Below are 19,445 nucleotides of genomic sequence, written 5' to 3' on the forward strand. Positions count from 1 at the left end.
ACAAATATAGTTTGCTGATGAAATATTTTATTTTCGTTACAATCTGATCTTAGTTAAATCGCAAAAACACCTTAGTATACATTACAATCGTTATAAGCTTAGTATGATATTAAGTATACTTAATATCAATTTTTCTTATTGAACAAATCAAAAATATCATGGTTGATAAGTGCTAGGAATATTAAGTAAACATCTAGCTACTTATAGTATCGCTGTATTTTATTTATAAAACAAGGTGGTTAATTGATGCTAATTCTAAAAAACACATGAATTTTACTCAGCTAAACTTGAATAAAATTCATGTGTTTTTTATTTATTGAAATGTTTAATAGCAAATTGCTCAAGAAACACTAATTTTAAGTAATTATCTAACAACGTTTATAGATGGAAAGAGCATGTTTGTTATTCAAAATATATTATTGATTAGTGGATGCTATATTTTAATTAAAAAAACTATAATAAACTTCTTCTAAAAAGAGATAATCTGCTGTCTGTTTATTTTCAATAAACAGACATTGTATATTTTTATTCTTTAGCCTGAAATAAAGTAAGAGCTACTTAATTAATAGCTTTGACAAGTAGTTTGGGTTTTTAAATAAATTTAACCTGCATTAAGAAAATACGAGAATGATTTTATGACTAACTAAGTGATTAGCTTTTTTATTTAAGCTGTTTTATTTTTGCATTTATTGCGCCTGCAAGTAAGCATTAATATTAGTTATATGCAACAATATAATTATCTTTTATTTGTATCTTTGTTTGATTAAAGCGTTAATTAATTTGAGGATAAATGCAACGAGTAATGAATCCTCTTATTAATGATAATCAAGCTAGATTGAATAATCTTTATTGATAATTGGAACTTAAGTACAAATTATTTTTACATTAGATTTATTTTTTGCTCGTATAATTAACGTAAATTAATTCAAAAATATTAATATATTTTATCAAAAGATTTCTTTTACTCAAAATTAGATTAATAATATTTAAATTACTAAACTAATTTTTAATGATCTGTAATAGCAGAAATGGTTGTGTATTATAATTTATTATTCAGTTAATATTTAATGATTTTGCTATTTAACCAATGAACTTTATTCATTGGTACTTCTAGCTTATAACTATTTACACCTATAAAAGACAATTAGTTTCTAGAACAGGGATAGTTTAATTGTCAAGTGACTTTTGATACAATTTACATTTGCTTCTTAATAGGAATAAAGAAAATTCATAGACTATATTACTAGTGTTATTACAATTAACATAGAAGTTTTAGTTTAGTTTTGTATATCGTTGTGTCATTAATTTTTTTACTGTTATTAATGTTTTGATTGTTGTTTACCAAGCAAATGGTGCTTGTGTCTAATTAGGTTATTTTTAATAAAACTGTTGAATTTGATTTTATAAGAATTTTTATTAAATTACTTATGCTGTTGCGTTGATTTTTTTAAATATCCTAATTTACTTTTTAGGTAAATTAGGATATTTATTATTGTTTTTCTCTTAACAATTCCAAACAATTAATAACTTTGAATGCAAAGAATTGCTCAAGTTAAACGTATTACAAATGAGACCAGTATTTTTGTATGTGTAAATTTAGAAGGTTCTGGGTCTTATGATGTGTCAACGGGAATTGGGCTACTTGATCACATGCTAGAGCAGCTATCTTGTCATTCTTTGATTGATTTAACTGTGAATGGATGTGGCGATCTACATGTTGATGATCATCATACGATTGAGGATTCTGGTTATGCAGTCGGCTCTGCTGTTTCTCAAGCACTTGGGGAACGACGCGGTATTACTCGTTATGGTTATTGTATATTACCAATGGATGATGCGCTAACTCGTGTAGCTATCGACTTATCGGGTCGATCTTTCTTATCTTGGAATGTTAAATTACCAACACAAAAAATTGGTACTTTAGATACAGAACTGTTTAAAGAGTGGTTTCGAGCATTTACGCAAAATGTTGGCGCTACTGTACACATAGACAATCTTAAAGGCGAAAACAGCCATCATATAGTGGAAACTTGTTTTAAAGGTCTTGCTTACGCTATGCGAGCTGCAGTAGAAATTAATTTACGCAAGTCTAATTCTTTGGCATCGACCAAGGGTAACTTAAAGATAGGTTAAAGAATTTAATGCATACTGTTGCTATCATTGATTATGGTGCTGGTAATTTGCATTCAGTAGCTAAAGCTTTTGAACGATCTTCTCGAGATTGCGGTATATTAATTAATATTCAAGTGACTAGCGATGTTGATATCATTGCTAAAGCTGATCGGATTGTTTTGCCTGGTGTAGGAGCGTTTCCGGAGTGTAGGGCAGGGATTGACCAAGTGCATGGATTGTATGATGTCTTAGAGAGGCGAGTAATTCACGATGCAATACCATTTCTTGGTATTTGTGTGGGTATGCAGCTGATGGCTAAAGTTGGATTTGAACATACAATTACTAAGGGATTGTCATGGATTGACGGGGAGGTATATCGGATAATTCCGGTAGGCGAAGAAAGAAATCAACTTTACAAACTACCATTTATGGGTTGGAGTGCGCTTAAATTTTGTACTAGTTGTCACCCAGTTCTATTAGGGTTAAGAGATGGAGATCATGCATATTTTCTTCACTCTTATGCTATAAGCCTGCAAGCTGCTGATCAGCAGCTTGCAATTACTCATTATGGGGGCCCTGTATCTGCAATTGTTGGCCGGAACAACATGATCGGGACGCAGTTTCATCCGGAAAAAAGCCAGGTAATTGGGCTACGTCTTCTCGCTAACTTTATCAAATGGTCTCCATAAAAGATAATTTTATGTGGTTTATAATATTTAATCAATATATTAATATGCTGAATTTGGTAATTCATAGAATGATTTGCTAGCTTTGAAAATTATATAAAAGTTATAGCAGAAATTCAATAATTATTACGATTAGCATATTTAGAGCATATTAAGTAAAAGTATGGTTTTTTATTTGATTACTAGTTTATTTTTAATTATTAAATTTAATTAGGTCCTTGGATTTTATCCAAGTAAGAAATAACGGTGAAATGATTTGGTTTAATCTGTCACTAGAATAGATAGTTTTTTTTGTTTATTAAAGTAATTACATATCGTCTATTGATCAATAATCCCTTTATATTGCTTCTATTTTAGTGCAACTCAATTCAGCAAGCATTATTCTTAGTTAATGTTTCTAACAATAGCAAATAATCTGTAACTTATTAGTCATAGGATATATTATTTATATAATATTTAATCTATGATTTACATAACAGCTTTTAACTTGGCTTGATAATGTTTAATCATAGCTTGATTTTGGCTTTTAAGCTGTAAAACTTTAAGAAGTGCTTTGACTACGCAGGATAAAAACGATACATGTTATTCTTTTAGAATAATAAAATAATAGGGGGTGTGATTACTTAGTGCGTTATTATTACTTAAATTTTCTAGTATTTTATTGGTGATTATTAGCTTTATGTCAATCAAGCTATTCTTGTATTTTGCTATTTTAGTATTAAATTGTATTGTAAGATAATAGATGGATTTTAATTAAGTTATCGTAATTGCATTTGCAGTCTAGATAAACTAATTAATAAGGCTGATAATTATTTAGATAATATCCTTGTCAGGTATATTCCACCCTCGATTGGAGGGGTGGCCGAGAGGCTGAAGGCGACGGTTTGCTAAACCGTTTTAGGATTTAACTCCTAACGTGGGTTCGAATCCCATCCCCTCCGCCATCTTTGATGGGTTGTATACTAATAAATCTTTTTGTTTTGATTTTAGATTGTTTCATGCTATACATCAACCATTGCTATTAGATTTATTCTAATAGCAATGGTTGATGTATAGCATCATTGATAATACAGCATATAATATAGTTTTAGGCAATTTGTTTATTTTTTGATTATATTTTAAAATAAACTAGAAGATATTTCTCAACACTGTCTCCAATACTAAATATTGATTTCAACTAAAATTGAAATTGATCTATTGTAATAAAAATAAGGATAATAGATCAAACTATATTTTAAGTTAAGCATAATTGTAGATTCAAACAATATAAAATCATCATAATTGTTTTGCGTAAACAGCAAATCTGCCATAAGTTTCGATTGAAATAATCTGAAGGAAGTATTTTATACTATATGCTGTATTCTTGTTGTTTATTAGCGCATAAGCCTTTACTCATATATTAAACCGAAAATAAAATATATCCCCTTCTTGTACGATGTATTCAAAACCTTCAATTCGCATTTTTCCTGCTTCTTTAGCCGCTCGTTCTCCACCTGTTTCTACGAAGTCAGCGAAAGATATTGTTTCTGCACGGATAAAACCACGCCGGAAATCGCTATGAATTTTACCAGCTGCTTCTGATACATTAGTACCTTGTCTTAGAGTCCATGCACGTACTTCTTTAGATCCTACCGTAAAGAATGTTAGCAAATTTAACAGCTTATAACAACTGCGAATTACCTTAGTTAAACGAAATTCATCGAGATTTAGACTATATAAAAAGTCTTTTTTTTCCTCTGCATTAGAGATCTGTGCAATCTCCGCTTCAATAGCAGCCGAAATTACGAGAGATTTAACATTTTCATCTGCAGCCTTATCTGCCATTCTAGTCGATAGTAGATTACCAGATACAGCATTATCCTCTTCTACATTACATAAGTAAAGCATTGGCTTAGCAGTAAGAAGCTGCAATTGTTTAAGGAGGATGCTTTCTTCATTGTTTAGTGTGGAAAGGATTGATCTAATTGCTTTTCCCTCACGGATGATATTGAGCAATTTTTGCATAAGTGCCATCATTTGAATACTATTCTTATCTTTGCTTCGCATGGCAGATTCAAGTATTAAAATGCGTTTTTCCAGGTTGTTTAGATCAGCTAGCATTAGCTCAGTGTTCACTATTTCTGCATCCCGAATAGGATCAACTGATCCATCAACATGAGTAATTTCACCTTCAAAACATCGCAGTACGTGAATAATCGCATGAGTATTACGAATATTATCAAGAAACTGGTTGCCAAGACCTGCACCACGAAAAGCACCTTTGACTAACCCAGCTATGTCAATAAATTCAACCCTGGCAGGTAAAATTTTAGAAGAATTTGCAATATTAGCCAGGATATCTAAACGTGGGTCGCTTATGGCTATGCTAGCTGTGTTAGGTTTGATCGTACAGAATGGGTAATTTGCAACTTCTGCAGCAGCAGTGGAGGTTAGCGCATTAAACAGCGTTGACTTACCAACATTTGGCAATCCAATTATGCCACAGCTAAATCCCATTTTTATGCTCAATTTATTAAATCAAATGTCTTTTTGGTTAATTACTAACTTACTTGATTCTAAAATCAGTTAGCTTTATTAGCCGAGAAAATACTGCATTAGAGACTTTATTCATAAAGTTAATTTCTTCATCACGCATAAGCATGTCTATTTCATTAGCCACAGTATCAACAAGGGTAGTTAACCAGGCATTTTTTTCTTCTTTGGAGAAGTTCGATAAAACATAATTGTTAACTTTGTTCTTATCACCAGGATGTCCAATACCAAGCCGAATTCGGCGATAGTTGTTTTTAATGTGCTGATTTATATTACTAATGCCCTTGTGCCCGCCGCTGCCACCTCCGCGCTTTAGTCGTACTTTTCCTGGGGATAAATCTAATTCGTCATAAAAAACTGAAACGTCCTCTGAAAATAAATTAAAGTACCTAACAGCCTTGCTAAGTGAATAGCCGCTTTGATTCATAAATGTCATTGGTTTTAAAATTATTATCTGTTTACCGGCAATTATACCTTCGCTGATAATACTTGGGTAATGCGTTTCCCATGGACTAAAGTGATAGAGATCGAAAATCTTGTCAATTACCATAAACCCAATGTTATGGCGATTGCACTGAAACTGTAAACCAGGATTGCCTAAACCTACAAATAGCATCATTGTTAATAGCATATTTTAAATACATGGTATAAATTGTATACGATAGACTAAACATTCTTGTCAATGATTGATGATTATGGGCATATGTCTGTAAATTTTTATCTTACTAGGAGAGTCCAATTTAGCTTTTTTTATTTTCTTCTTGAAGATCTTCTACATTAATATCAGTGAGTAAGATTGGTGGAACAATGGTTGCGATGCTAAAGTAGGGATCGTTGATCGTGTGCTTTACGTTATTAGGGAGAGAAATTAAGGAAATATGTATAGAATCACCAAGTTTAACATTACCTAAGTCAACGGTAAGCTTATCTGGGATATTTTCTGCCTGGCAGCAAACTTCAATTGAATGGCGCGTAATGTTTAGCACTCCACCACTTTTTATACCAGGAGATATGTTTTTATTGATAAATTCTATCGGCACTGCAACTGTTAGAACAGCGGTAGCTGAGACGCGTAAAAAATCTATATTCCATGGCAAATCGCTGACTGGATGTCTTTGCAGATCACGTAGCAAAACACGATAATCTTCTGCACCAACTTTTAAGCAAATCAAGCGCGAAAAAAATCCAGGCTTATTCAAAATTTTATCAAGCTCCTTCCGAAGCACTTGGACTGCAATTGGATTTTTTTTTTCACCATAAATAATAGCTGGTACAAATCCTTGGCGACGTGCTGCACGAGCTGATCCTGTACCGACTCTTTCTCGTAAGCTAGCATTTAAAATGGCTACTTTTCTCATTTGCTGTTCCTCTAAGTAAAAGAATTCAATTTCTAAATAAAGCACGCTAAAACTAAAATTAAATTTATAAAAATTATTCTTCTATTGCCATAGAATTTTAGGTGGTCAACGACTTCATACTACTTGAATAAGCTGGATACTGAGCGTTCTTCGCTAATACGATGGATTGCTTCACCAAGCAGTGGAGCAATTGTCAATTGGCGTATGTTTTGCGTTACTCGAATTACTTCAGTAGCTTGTATAGAATCTGTGGTGAGAAGAGATCTTAGTGGTGATGATGTTACGCGTGCTATAGCACCACCAGACAGCACACCATGAGTAATGTACGCGTCGACGGAGATTGCACCTGCATCCATTAGCGCTTCTGCCGCTTTGCAAAGTGTGCAACCGCTATCGACAATGTCATCAACCAGTAGGCAGCGGCGATTATTCACTTTCCCTATAATCTGTATAACCTCAGATATGCCAGCGCGTTCGCGGCGTTTGTCTATAATAGCAAGATCTGCATGGATTTGTTGAGCGATTGCGCGCGCACGTACCACACCACCGACATCTGGAGATACGACGATTAAAGGATCATTCTTTTCGTAGCGTGTCTTAATGTTATCGATAAATACTGGAGCTGCGAATAGATTATCTGTTGGGATATCAAAGAAGCCTTGTATTTGCCCAGCATGTAGGTCGATAGTGAGGATGCGATCAGAGCCCGCTCTAGTAATAAGGTTTGCAACTAGTTTAGCTGAGATAGGTGTACGAGAACCAGACTTGCGATCTTGACGGGCGTAACCATAATAAGGAATGACTGAAGTGATACGACGAGCTGAGCTACGGCGCAAAGCGTCTAAAGTAACTAACAATTCCATTAAGTTATCATTAGCTGGATAACTAGTAGACTGTATTACAAATACATCCTTACCACGTATATTCTCTTGAATTTCAACAAAAACTTCCATATCGGGGAAGCGTAATATGTTAGCTTTAATTAAAGGTAGATTTAAATAAACAGAAATTGCTTCAGCTAGTGGTAGATTAGAGTTACAGGCTAAGATTTTCATAGAAGATTTAGACATGAAATCACCCAAAATAACAAACAAACAACCATAAGGTTAAAAAGTTCTAGTATAGATAATAATTTTATTATCTATACTGGTTTAAGTTTTTATTAAACTAGCATTTTAATTTTTTTTGTAAGAATAATAATTGATTTGTTAAACTATTTAGATTAATTAGCTATCCAAAATTTCAAATGCTGGAGCAATAACTAACCTTAATTCTAATATCTTGAAACCTCTGTCAATCAACAAAAAGATTTTTAATAATTAATTTTAAAACTAAACATGAATTGCCATGTAGTATTAAGGCAACGATTGCTGCTAGTTTAAATTATCGCATTATATCAGAATCAATATATAACTTAAAATCAAGAGGCCGACGTATCCAAGATAAAAAACTTAACATATTATCCTAATAATCAAGAATTTTTGAGCGTGCAGTAGCTGCAGCGATAGCAGTGTTGAAAATGGGCTGAATGCCTGTGAGATCGGCCATTAATATTTTTAAGGCTTCTGCTGTCGTGCCGCCTGGACTAGTGACGTTAAGACGTAATTGTGAAACTTCTTGAGAGGACTCTCGTATCAATAACTCACAAGAGCCGATAACTGTCGTGCGCGCTAATTGCATAGCCATTTTCTCTGGTAAGCCTGATTTCACACCGGCTTTTGCAAGGGTTTCGATTAACAAAAAGACATAGGCTGGTCCACCACCCGAAAGAGCAGTGACAGCATTAATTTGCTCTTCGTTATTAACTTCGATCGCTTCACCGACTGTTTCAAGCAATTGTCTTATTTGGATTTTTTGATTACTTGCGACATTACAATTAGCAAAATAGGCTGTTATTCCACGCCCAATCGTAGACGCAATATTTGGCATTGCACGCACAATCGGTATAGTATTGCCAAGTTTATTTTCAAAATAACTGATGGTTTTACCTGCTGCTACGGAAAGAAAACAGGCTCCTAAATGGGTAAATTTCACCAATGACACTATTGCTTTGTTCATCATTTGTGGTTTCACGGCCATGATCACGAGAGCTGGTACAAAATGTTCCGGTATTTCTTCAACTCGAGGATAAATTTTGACGCTGTAGCGCTGAGATAGAATCTCTAAATCTTGAGTATTAGGATCCACGATATGAATATTATCAGCTGTTAGACCTTTTTCTAGCAATCCAGTCAACAATGCTTTACCCATTCTGCCGCAGCCTATTAGTAATAGTGAATTAAATATTTTATTTATTGAGCGCATAAGTAAAACTATTTTGTAATAGACTTAAATATATAAAAAGCAATAAAGCTATCAGTTTATTTTGATTAAAATTAGTAAATTATAGTTCTTTTAGTTGCCTTTTGTTACTTTGCAATCTTGATAAATTTGATTTAGTTAAATATTTAATTTGTAGGCTAGATTGGATTTTAACAAAAAAACTATGAGTTTAGTAATTAACGTGACTAGTGAGAATAGTTTGTGGATTATTAGCGCTATATTTCAATGTATTGCAAGTAAAAATCATTTTGGTGATTTAACTCTGATTGTCGGTAAAAGAACAAGGTTAGCCTTCTATAAATAAAAAACCGTAAAATTAATTTTAGCGCGACGTTACTATAAATATCGATTTAGATTCAATAAAGTGCTTCTTGCATCATATTGTTTTATATTACTAATTGGCGATAGCTTAAAGTATCTCTTAACACTTTAAGCAAAATGCTGTAATCATCACCGTGAGTTTAAGGACAGCTAGATATTTCTAGCTAATTAATAGTTTATTTGGATAAACTATTAGGATTTAATTTGGATTCTACTATAGTCGTAGAATTACAATTGCAGATTCTTTATTAAACACAAAAGAAAATGAATTATGCAACAAATTATTAATTAAACTTAATTCTATTATACAAAATTATGATGTTTTTATGTAATGTTACCGATAAAAGTGTAATGTCTTATGCAAGTAGGGCTTTTTAATCGTGAGAATAAATAGCAATTTTAATGAGTGTATCGGCAGTAAAGTTAATCAGCGTTGAGCCATGGTTGCTTATCAAACTGATGGTTATTCTAACATTAAGATAAAATCTTCTTTATGAGCTTCCTCAAAAACCAATTTATTTGTTCGCTTGCTGATCGATTGCGTCCAAAACAACTAGATGAAGTGGTCGGTCAGGATCATCTACTGGGTCAATCAGGCCTAATTAGCGGTATGCTAGCCAAAGGACGTTTGGCCTCAATGATTATGTGGGGTCCGCCCGGATGTGGAAAAACCACAATCGGTTTGTTGCTTTCAAAAGAAGTTGGATTGGAATTTATGTCACTGTCAGCTGTGTTTTCTGGTATTTCCGACATAAAGAAAGTGTTTACAAAAGCTCGAGATTTGCGTGCTTCTGGGAACAAAGGTATTTTGTTATTTATTGATGAGATTCACCGTTTTAATAGAGTTCAGCAGGACTCTTTGCTTCCCGTAATAGAGGATGGTGTAGTTACCCTAGTTGGGGCTACAACAGAAAATCCTAGTTTTGAACTCAGCGCAGCGCTTCTTTCTCGCGTTCAAGTTTTTGTACTTCATCAACTTGATGATGCTGCTTTAGATTTATTGCTCAGTCGTGCTGTTCAAGACGAGGGAAGAAAACTACCTGTAACTGAGGATGGTAAAGCCGCTTTGCGAGCAATCTCTAATGGCGATGGCCGTTGTTTATTGAACATGATTGAAGAAGTATTTGAGCTTTCTCCGAATCAGCCGTTAGATTCCTCTGGAATTATATCAAGGCTACAATCTCATGTTTCAGTCGGCTGTAAAAAAAACCGAGAAGAGCGGTACAATTTGATCAGCGCGTTGCATAAGTCAATGCGTGGATCAGATCCAAATGCGGCATTGTATTGGTTAGCACGTATGCTTAGAAATGGCAAGGATGCAGCATATATTTTGCGTAGACTTACGCGCTTTGCTGTGGAGGATGTAGGTATGGCCGATCCCACAGCTATCACCACTGCTATTGCTTGCTGGGATGCCTATAATCGACTTGGTTCACCAGAAGGTGATCTAGTGATTAGTTATCTTGTTGTACATCTTGCGACCGCAATTAAATCAAATGCTACGTATAAAGCTCACGAAGCTGCTAAGCACTCAGCACAACAAACACATTCGCTAATGCCTCCAAAGCATATTCTTAATTCATCTACTAGATTAAAGAGAGAATTGTCGTATGGGGTAGGTTGCTCTTACGATCATGACGTAGAGAATGCTTTTTCTGGTCAGAATTACTTTCCAGATGGAATGGTTCGTCAGCGTTTTTATAATCCTGTAAAAGTTGGCTTCGAGCTAGAGATCAGCAATAGATTAGCTTATTTTGATAACTTGCGTTGCAAACGCCAGAATAAGTGACCTTAATAACCTGTTACTTTAAACAAACAGACTAATACTATTAAACCCCTCCTTTTGGAGGGGTTTAATAGTATTAGTAATGACTAGAAGCTGCATAGTCAATGAAGTCAATAGCGCAAGATCTATCTAGATATACAAGTGGAATATATGATTGCTTTGTTGCTTTTATGGCCTAATCGGTCTGCTACTGTTCTAATTATTTATGTTTTGTCATTGATAATATTCAGAATTCCTTGCAAAAAATCATTTTATTAAAAACATTAAATTTATAGATTAATTAATATTATTGCGTGTTAATTAAACTTATTACTTCATGTGAACAATTTAGCGATAAAACTTTTATCGGGTTAAGTTGTTGTAGAAATAATTGTCGATTAAAATAAAAAATTATAAGATAAAGTTACTGTATCTTAGCAGACTAGATAAATACAACTCTTGTATCTAAAATATTAAAATACGTAAAGTAGCGCTACTGAATAATAATGGTAGTTATTCTTGCGTTCTGCGTGATTTTTTATGCAATAGCATTTTGTGTTAAGTAAGCCAATCTAATGTATTAGTTATTTTACACCTTGATAAATTAACTTTTAAGTTAAGCATAGTAAAGCGAAACATTTTTATGAGTTGGTATATAGAAATTCGTACGGTGACGATTGATGAAGTCGATCAGCGGTTAGACCGCTGGTTTAGTAAACATTTTCCCACTATTCCACACGGTAAAATCTCTAAACTATTGCGTACAGGTCAAATCCGTGTTGATGGCAGGCGCGCGAAAGTAAACTATCGCTTGATGCTAGGCCAAACAATACGTATACCTTCATTATTTAATGGAGTAATATATGAAAGTCACTCTACTAAACCATTTCAACAAGATGTTATGACTGGAGATAAACTAGTTAAATCTGTGCTGTATCGTGATGAAGAAATAATTGCAATTAATAAACCAGCCGGGCTTGCAGTGCAGGGTGGTTCAGGGCTTACTAAGCATGTGGATGGAGCACTTGACATGCTTCGTTTCGAAGCAAATGAAAGGCCAAGACTAGTGCATCGTTTAGATAAGTACACCTCAGGTGTACTTATCTTAGCTCGTCAACGCAGTGCTGCTCGACGCTTGATTAATGTTTTTCGTGCCAAATCGGCGATAAAGATTTATTTAGCATTAGTAATGGGAGAGCCCCAGCCTACATTTGGTCGGATCAATCTGCCTATTGCTAAAGTACTTAACAAGGTACGTGAAAAGATGATGATAGTTCAAGAGAATGGCAAATCCGCCTTTACTCGTTATGTTACTCTAGAAAAGTTATCCTGCCACGTAACTCTTGTCGCTCTTTTCCCTGTTACAGGTCGCACTCATCAGCTTAGAGTGCATATGGCGGCTATAGGCACACCTATTCTTGGAGATCGTAAGTATGGAGGTGCAAAAGCTTTCTTGAGGAATGACTTAGTTAGTAAAAATATACACCTACATGCCTGGGCTATTCGTATTCCGAGTTATGGTGGAGGTAAGCTAGAAGTAACTGCTCCTTTGCGAGATCACATGATGAGGTCTTTGCACTTTTTTGGGGTAAAACCAGAGAGATATAAATTACCATTCAGCTTTTTTGGTTGTTGATTGTATTTGGTTTATAGGTTTGTGTTTTTTATTAACATAGCATGAATATATAGTTATTAGTATTGTGATATTGTTTCGATCAATCTGAGATTTCATATCAGATTGATAATATTTGTCAATGAATAGAAATATTATGCTAAACTCATAGTCTTTCATCCTTAATAATAATTTAAGCTTGTTGTTATATAACAATATTCAAGTTTTGAATCTGAGTAGTGTCGAATACTTACACGCTTATTAAACGGAGTTATTGTTCAGATATTACAATGATATAAAATGTTTTTATAGTATCTTATACTCATAAGTTTAATGAATGCTAAAATAATTATTTGGGTTATTTCAAAATACAATTACTGAGTGTAAATAATTAATACAAGTGATGGGGTATATTTTACAATAATGTTAATAAGCAAATATATATAATAATAATAAAATATTTTTTGTTTATTGTAAGTAAGAATTTTAATATTTTTTAGATGATTTTTATCTTTAGCTTTAGACAACTTTAATTACTACTAAGTAATTTTTAGTAATGTACTTCAGCAAGGGTTAACACAGAATATTAATACTTACCGAATACGCTTTGTTAGACTCAATATATGTAGTTTCTATATGGTGCCTTTAAAATAAAGTATTTTATTTTCCTCTAGTAATAATCGTGCCGTAGCTACCTATTCAAGGCAATGAGCGTTTGTTAAGATTTAAAAGGTGATTTTAAAAATTTACATTAAAAATTGCTATTAGCTATATATTCATTAGTTATAAATTATATATTTTAATAGCTATCATTTAAGCTATAAATTTAGTTGTAGAATATAGCAAGAATTACTATAAGTTTATTTTAGCGAAGATTGGTAGAAATATCTTTATAGTAATTAGTGAATACAAAATGATTATTTTGATTGGTGGATTAATTATTACTATTATGCTGTTTATTGGACTTATAAAAATGATAACGAAAAATTGAAGGTATCGTTGTGCTATTAATTCAATAAGATTTGGTTTATTTGAATAAAAAATACCGCAATAATTGATTCGATGAATAATCCTAGGCTATATTAGAATATAGCCTAGGATTATTATTTGCAGAGTTGCAAGCTTTTCTAAAACTTAGATTTTCTTCACAAAGAAGAAGAATTAAATTAGCAGATATTTAATATCACTGCTATCTTGCTAATTATAGCAAGATAGCAGTGATATTTTTTGGAGTTAGCATGATTGCACTTAGTGTTAATCTTAACAAGGTAGCTACTCTTCGTAATACTCGTACATATAATTACCCATCTGTAGTGCGTGCAGCTCGTACAGTGCTAGATGCAGGGGCTGCTGGTATTACTATCCATCCACGGCCTGATGCACGCCATATTCGTGAGCAAGATGTGTTAGATTTGGCTGAGTTAATGGAAGAAGCAAACTACAACAAAAAGGAGTTTAACATAGAGGGATATCCGAATGCACGTTTTTTAAGTCTTGTTAAACGAATTAAACCAAATCAGGTAACTTTGGTGCCTGATTCACCAGATCAACTAACATCAGATCATGGCTGGAATTTACTAAATCAAAATAGTTTTCTCTTTCCTATAGTTACTGAGCTAAAAAATATAGGTTGTCGAGTTTCATTATTTTCTGATGCTGTGCCAAATTTTGTTGAGGAAATAGCTAAAATAGGTTCTGATCGGATCGAGATTTATACTGGTTATTATTTTAATACGTTTCGTACGCCACAAAATGCATCAGTTCTTAAGACAATTGTCGATACTGCCAAGGCTGCGCGTAATTGCGGTCTTGGTGTTAATGCTGGGCATGATCTAACGCTAAAAAATTTGCCTACTTTAGTAAAATCTGTACCCTGGCTAGACGAAGTTTCTATAGGGCACCACTTTATTGGTGAAGCATTATGGATGGGTCTAGAAGAGGTTGTACAAGCTTATAAGGATAGACTTGTACTAGCAAATACCATATCGTAAAGCTATTTAATTAAATATATTTTAAGTAAGTCATTTATTTGATGAATATCATCAGGACTATTTTATTCTAAATTATTATCAAGAGATCCTCTTAAAGCAATAATTGTAAATTCAAAAAAAACATGTTTCAGTTCGTGTACGCTTTATTTACTTTAGATTATTTTTCGTTGTAATTCTAACAGAATAGTTCTATGCAAAAAAAAAATCATAGCAAAATTGCTATATTGACTAATTTCCAGTAAAGAAATTAGATTTCATCGTAGTGTTTTTATAGAGATACTCAACTTTTATAAATATAATAAAATCATTTTTAGTATTGATTATAACTATCATTAAATTCAAAAACTATTTGACCGATCGCCGAAGAGCTACTTTGATCTTTGTTGTTTATTTAGGAATAAATATCCAGAAAAACAAAAATATCTGAAGATAGAGCAAAACAGCTAACTAATGTCAATGTTATATAGTAGAAAAATTAAATAATATATAATTTTTTAGATGTACTTAAATTATTGTTCACCCACTGTTCTGTTTTTGCTAAAGTGTAAGAGTATATTTTTGCGTAAATTATGAAACTATATCTAGATTTTTTTAGATTAAATTCGTGCTAATTATATTGTAGATAATAGCAAAGTTATTGGATATGTTTGTTAATCTAACATTATAGCACCTTAATAATTTGATCTCTTGGGTATTGCATACACGGATGAGATCACATATTAGTAAATAAAACATAAATAACTTGCTTTTTAATTAAAGCTACTGAAGGTTAAGTGGATTGTTCTATATTAATCATAATATGTTTTTATTTTATCTACAATTTTCCCTTTATGGGCGAAGCATTTCAAATACTTCAGTGATTGTAGCATAATCGTAGTAACCTAGTCGCGAAATTGGTTGCCACAAAGTTACATCTGCTTTGCCATTGACGATTACCTCCTCAGAAACATGAATACCGATTACTGTCCCGATCAACGCGTAGTTTTTTTGCGTACTATCCCAGCTTTCCATGTCAATTGTTTGGCGATAAACGCACTCAAATGCGATCGGCGCTTTAGCAACCCAAAGCGGCTTTACAAGGTGCGAAGCTGCACCCTCTATTCCAATCGATTCAAATTCGCTTTCGCCGTAAGGCAGGGCAATAGAAGTAGCATTCATGTCTTCTTTAAGTGCATGGCCAACAATACTAAGAGTAAACTGACCTGTATCTTCTATATTGCGCTGACTGTCTTTTTTACTTCCATCCCGCCGACTACCACTTCCAAATATTATTTGAGGAGGATTCGAAGCCATAGCATTAAAAAAGCTGTATGGGGCAAGATTTGTACGACGATGATTATCGATCGAACCAATCCATCCAATTGGTCGTGGACTGCAGAAAGCTTTAAATGGATCTTGACTAAATCCGTGTTCTTTGTGTTGTCCGGGTTCGTAAAAAATCATGTTTTTTCCTAGCGTAATCTATACTGACGGTTTGCTGGCTATTCACTATATCTTATTCGATAATGAGAGAGTAAAAATAATTTTTAAATATATTGAGTGATCATCATAAATGTGATACAAACTACTTATAGCTAAGGAGTGGCTATTATATACACTTAAAAGTCATTTTATTTCTAGTTTGTGTATGTCAAGAATTCTTTATTTATTCTCTTTTTATGCGCTAGTATAATTCATCCCATCATTCAATAAGCTTACTAGTGTAGTACGAATTGAGTGGTATGTGCCTGTGTATAATGAAGTTAAGGCAAAATACCTTGATTTTTAAGGTGTTTATCTCATAGATTTTTTTTATATACATCGACTTTCCTGCTACTCTAATCGCTGATTTATAATAACAAATATTGCTCTTACATTAAGAGCAATATTTGTTATTATCGTAGCGAAGATATAGCTTTTATAAACTAGATGGATCTTACGTGCCGCGATTATTATATAAGTATATTACCGAAGAACAATTAGCATAAGTATATTACCGAAGAACAATTAGTTTACCACTGTAAATTTATTTTTATTCATCTTCTTGATAAACCTATTAACTTATAGACAAAATTAAACTAATGATCTGATAAAGATAATTAAAAACCGTTAAAATTTAATACAATCAAATCAGATAATATCTTTTGATATAATGAATATTTTTCATAATTCTAAATTTTATTTACCTGACAGGTCTTAACTTCGTAAGTAGTGGTAGGTAACTAATTATTTGTATACTTATTTTTATAGTAAAAATGCTAGCCTAGGTTTATGAATTTAGAAAGCTATACATGCTAGCTCTAAGATAAAACACATCATATGAGAGTAATATTAGGAAGCCTCCTAATTACTAAAAAGTTTAATTTAGCTCTTTTGTAGAGTAAATCAACTAAGATATTAATGAAAACGATGTGACAGATGTAATTGCAGAAGAATCATTAGTGTTGTATATTAATACTAATGGATTTTGCATTGTTTAGTCTTGTTGAACTCTAAGAGAATAATTAGTAATCTATGCTAAATCTAAATAGCACTTTCTAGTTAGCTATAATCATGGGTTTAAAAATTATATTAATGTATTACAGTGCAGTTCATCTAGGTGTATTTGTTACTTATTAAGTGAGTCGTTTTAAATTATCGCATCGTTATTTTTACGCCACTATAAAACTTAATTTCAGCAATTTCGTTCCGCTTTATGTTCTGCAATAGAAGCGACCGAACGCAATTTGAGGAGAATTGCTTATGCTCATCTCGACAGCTTACGCGCATTCTTTCGACGGTAGTATTGCATATGTTATCCAAATTCTACCTCTAATTCTTATTTTTGCGGTATTTTATTTCCTATTGATTCGTCCGCAGCAAAAACGCATTAAACAGCATAAGGCAATGGTCGCGAATGTACATCGAGGAGATCAAGTGATTAGTAACGGTGGTTTGATTGGTATAGTTACTAAGGCTAATATCACAAGTGATATGTTAACTGTTGAGATTGCTCATGGTGTGCGTGTACAGATTTTACGTTCAATGCTGGCAGAAGTTAGAGGAAGAAACGAGTTGGCGGATGTTTATCCTAATAAAGATGAAATCAATGCTAGAACTACAACAAAAATAACTGAAGCTGATTCACTTTCGGCAATGATTGATGGAAATAAAATTTAAAATTTTTTGATTTGCCAGGTGTTGTACATCAATAAAAGATTATCGTAGAATTTACTCATGATGCAGTTTAAAGCTTGGAATGCGATCATTGCTATGTTTGTTTGCTTGATTGGGATCGTGTATGCAATGCCTAACCTCATGGATAGAAAAATTGGTGCTGGATTGCCAATAGGTTTTCCAGGCAAGCAGATTAACCTTGGACTTGATCTTCGGGGTGGAGTCCACTTGTTATTGGAGGTTGATGCTAATGTTCTCATTCAAGAGCGATTAGAATCTATCTTGGGATCTGTTCGTCAAGTTTTACGTGATGCAAAAGTTGGCTATGTTGGTTTAGGAATACGTGACAATGTTATTAGGTTCACTTTGCTTAGTCAGATAGATAAAACAGTTGTGCAAAAAATTACCAATAGTCTTAGTAGTGACTTGATAATTGATAAGAATAGTAATAACATTTTACTATCGATACAGAAGAAAACAATTCGCCAAATTAAGATTAACGCGACGCAGAAATCCATCGAGATTTTGCGTCGTCGAATAGATGAAACAGGTACGCGTGAGCCTTTAATCCAGCGTCAGGGCATCAATAGAATACTTATTCAAGTTCCTGGTGTCAATGAACCAGAAACGGTCAAGAACTTAATCGGTAAAACTGCTAAACTGACTTTTCATTTAGTTGCTATCGGCCGTGAAGCTAATCAGCAATTTTCGAGTATACTTACTCTGCCTATGTTAAAGGGTGGTAATATTGCGATAGATCGTCGAGTGTTGGTTAGCGGTGAAAATTTACTAGATGCTAAACCTTCCTTTGATCAAAATCATCAGTCCACAGTTACTATCCGTTTTGATAGTTCTGGCAGTTATAATTTTGCAAGGGCAACCACAGAAAATGTAGGAAAGCCATTTGCTATAGTACTAGATCGAAAAGTGATTTCTGCTCCGGTGATACGCGAACCGATTCTTGGTGGTTCTGCCCAAATCAGTGGAGATTTTACTGTTCAGGAAGCAAATGAACTTGCCTTGTTGTTACGTGCGGGTGCGTTACCTGCACCACTAAAAGTATTAGAAGAGCGCTCGATCGGTCCTGGCTTGGGTCTGGATTCAGTTAATGCAGGTAGGACAGCAGCTGTAATTAGTCTAATTTTAATTGTTACTTTTATGATAGGTTTTTACGGTTTGTTTGGACTATTTGCTAATGTTGCTCTATTTTTTAATATTATTTTAATTTTTGGTGCATTGTCAGCTTTACAGTCTACTCTGACGCTGCCTGGTATAGTAGGTATTGTGTTGACTATTGGCATGGCAGTAGATGCTAATGTGCTTATTTTTGAGCGAATGCGCGATGAAAATAAAGCTGGTAGCCAGCATCTTCTCCAAGTTTTAGATGCTGGCTACAGGCGTGCTTTAAAAGCTATTGTAGACAGCAATGTAACAACTTTATTGGCTGCTCTGTTTCTTTTTGCACTTGGATCAGGTACAATAAGGGGATTTGCCGTAACTTTAAGTATCGGTATCGTTACATCTATGTTTACAGCTATTATGATTACGCGAATGTTCATTGTTGGCTGGGTGCGATATTGTAGGCCGACTAGGCTACCTATTTAACTCTAG

Annotated in this window: 13 protein-coding genes and 1 tRNA gene; 8 read left to right on the forward strand and 6 right to left on the reverse strand. The window is 33.5% G+C overall.

Annotation, left to right across the window (positions count from 1 at the left end; translation table 11 throughout):
- The first annotated feature begins 1,533 nt into the window (after window positions 1-1,533).
- From hisB to P856_RS00105, 3 genes are all read left to right on the forward strand, one after another.
- Window positions 1,534-2,133, forward strand: coding sequence for an imidazoleglycerol-phosphate dehydratase HisB (gene hisB / locus P856_RS00095; protein ID WP_025300158.1), 600 nt, complete (start codon window positions 1,534-1,536; stop codon window positions 2,131-2,133).
- 8 nt (window positions 2,134-2,141) lie between these two features.
- Complete coding sequence (gene hisH, locus P856_RS00100; protein WP_025300159.1) at window positions 2,142-2,801, forward strand: imidazole glycerol phosphate synthase subunit HisH; 660 nt, start codon at window positions 2,142-2,144, stop codon at window positions 2,799-2,801.
- A gap of 849 nt (window positions 2,802-3,650) precedes the next feature.
- Window positions 3,651-3,742 (forward strand) — tRNA-Ser (locus P856_RS00105).
- A 448-nt stretch (window positions 3,743-4,190) separates the two neighbouring features.
- On the opposite strand, the gene ychF is transcribed toward P856_RS00105, so the two are convergent.
- The 5 genes from ychF to proC form a co-directional block, all read right to left on the reverse strand.
- On the reverse strand, window positions 4,191-5,294 hold the full coding sequence (gene ychF, locus P856_RS00110; protein WP_025300160.1) for a redox-regulated ATPase YchF: 1,104 nt from the start codon (window positions 5,292-5,294) through the stop codon (window positions 4,191-4,193).
- 49 nt (window positions 5,295-5,343) lie between these two features.
- Complete coding sequence (pth, locus tag P856_RS00115) at window positions 5,344-5,961, reverse strand: aminoacyl-tRNA hydrolase (protein WP_052323017.1); 618 nt, start codon at window positions 5,959-5,961, stop codon at window positions 5,344-5,346.
- Window positions 5,962-6,070: 109 nt separating this feature from the next.
- Window positions 6,071-6,688, reverse strand: coding sequence for a 50S ribosomal protein L25/general stress protein Ctc (locus tag P856_RS00120; protein ID WP_025300162.1), 618 nt, complete (start codon window positions 6,686-6,688; stop codon window positions 6,071-6,073).
- Between the two features lie 119 nt (window positions 6,689-6,807).
- Window positions 6,808-7,743, reverse strand: a complete 936-nt coding sequence (locus P856_RS00125; RefSeq protein WP_025300163.1) for a ribose-phosphate pyrophosphokinase — start codon at window positions 7,741-7,743, stop codon at window positions 6,808-6,810.
- 409 nt (window positions 7,744-8,152) lie between these two features.
- Complete coding sequence (gene proC, locus P856_RS00130; protein WP_025300164.1) at window positions 8,153-8,992, reverse strand: pyrroline-5-carboxylate reductase; 840 nt, start codon at window positions 8,990-8,992, stop codon at window positions 8,153-8,155.
- Between the two features lie 832 nt (window positions 8,993-9,824).
- Between proC and P856_RS00135 the strand changes: the two genes are divergently transcribed.
- From P856_RS00135 to P856_RS00145, 3 genes are all read left to right on the forward strand, one after another.
- On the forward strand, window positions 9,825-11,120 hold the full coding sequence (locus P856_RS00135) for a replication-associated recombination protein A (protein ID WP_025300165.1): 1,296 nt from the start codon (window positions 9,825-9,827) through the stop codon (window positions 11,118-11,120).
- Window positions 11,121-11,739: 619 nt separating this feature from the next.
- Window positions 11,740-12,732, forward strand: a complete 993-nt coding sequence (locus tag P856_RS00140) for an RluA family pseudouridine synthase (RefSeq protein WP_025300166.1) — start codon at window positions 11,740-11,742, stop codon at window positions 12,730-12,732.
- Between the two features lie 1,214 nt (window positions 12,733-13,946).
- Window positions 13,947-14,699: a pyridoxine 5'-phosphate synthase gene (locus P856_RS00145; protein WP_025300167.1), complete on the forward strand. Its 753-nt coding sequence runs from the start codon at window positions 13,947-13,949 to the stop codon at window positions 14,697-14,699.
- Between the two features lie 828 nt (window positions 14,700-15,527).
- Here the strand turns inward: P856_RS00145 and P856_RS00150 are convergent.
- Complete coding sequence (locus P856_RS00150; RefSeq protein ID WP_052323018.1) at window positions 15,528-16,142, reverse strand: flavin reductase family protein; 615 nt, start codon at window positions 16,140-16,142, stop codon at window positions 15,528-15,530.
- Window positions 16,143-17,420: 1,278 nt separating this feature from the next.
- On the opposite strand from P856_RS00150, the gene yajC reads away from it, so the two are divergent.
- Both yajC and secD read left to right on the forward strand, forming a co-directional pair.
- Window positions 17,421-17,837 carry a preprotein translocase subunit YajC gene (gene yajC / locus P856_RS00155; RefSeq protein WP_025300169.1) on the forward strand — a complete coding sequence of 139 codons (417 nt, stop codon included), beginning with the start codon at window positions 17,421-17,423 and terminating at the stop codon, window positions 17,835-17,837.
- A gap of 57 nt (window positions 17,838-17,894) precedes the next feature.
- On the forward strand, window positions 17,895-19,439 hold the full coding sequence (gene secD / locus P856_RS00160; protein WP_025300170.1) for a protein translocase subunit SecD: 1,545 nt from the start codon (window positions 17,895-17,897) through the stop codon (window positions 19,437-19,439).
- Window positions 19,440-19,445: the final 6 nt, after the last annotated feature.

The sequence above is a fragment of the Candidatus Endolissoclinum faulkneri L5 genome, from assembly GCF_000510265.1.
Taxonomy (GTDB): domain Bacteria; phylum Pseudomonadota; class Alphaproteobacteria; order Thalassobaculales; family Thalassobaculaceae; genus Thalassobaculum; species Thalassobaculum faulkneri_A.

Coding starts and splice junctions, on each gene's coding strand:
- secD (WP_025300170.1), top strand. CDS start 17,895: ATGATGCAGTTTAAAGCTTGGAATGCGATCATTGCTATGTTTGTTTGC.
- pth (WP_052323017.1), bottom strand. CDS start 5,961: ATGCTATTAACAATGATGCTATTTGTAGGTTTAGGCAATCCTGGTTTA.
- hisB (WP_025300158.1), top strand. CDS start 1,534: ATGCAAAGAATTGCTCAAGTTAAACGTATTACAAATGAGACCAGTATT.
- P856_RS00125 (WP_025300163.1), bottom strand. CDS start 7,743: ATGAAAATCTTAGCCTGTAACTCTAATCTACCACTAGCTGAAGCAATT.
- P856_RS00145 (WP_025300167.1), top strand. CDS start 13,947: ATGATTGCACTTAGTGTTAATCTTAACAAGGTAGCTACTCTTCGTAAT.
- P856_RS00150 (WP_052323018.1), bottom strand. CDS start 16,142: ATGATTTTTTACGAACCCGGACAACACAAAGAACACGGATTTAGTCAA.
- yajC (WP_025300169.1), top strand. CDS start 17,421: ATGCTCATCTCGACAGCTTACGCGCATTCTTTCGACGGTAGTATTGCA.
- hisH (WP_025300159.1), top strand. CDS start 2,142: ATGCATACTGTTGCTATCATTGATTATGGTGCTGGTAATTTGCATTCA.
- proC (WP_025300164.1), bottom strand. CDS start 8,992: ATGCGCTCAATAAATAAAATATTTAATTCACTATTACTAATAGGCTGC.
- ychF (WP_025300160.1), bottom strand. CDS start 5,294: ATGGGATTTAGCTGTGGCATAATTGGATTGCCAAATGTTGGTAAGTCA.
- P856_RS00120 (WP_025300162.1), bottom strand. CDS start 6,688: ATGAGAAAAGTAGCCATTTTAAATGCTAGCTTACGAGAAAGAGTCGGT.
- P856_RS00140 (WP_025300166.1), top strand. CDS start 11,740: ATGAGTTGGTATATAGAAATTCGTACGGTGACGATTGATGAAGTCGAT.
- P856_RS00135 (WP_025300165.1), top strand. CDS start 9,825: ATGAGCTTCCTCAAAAACCAATTTATTTGTTCGCTTGCTGATCGATTG.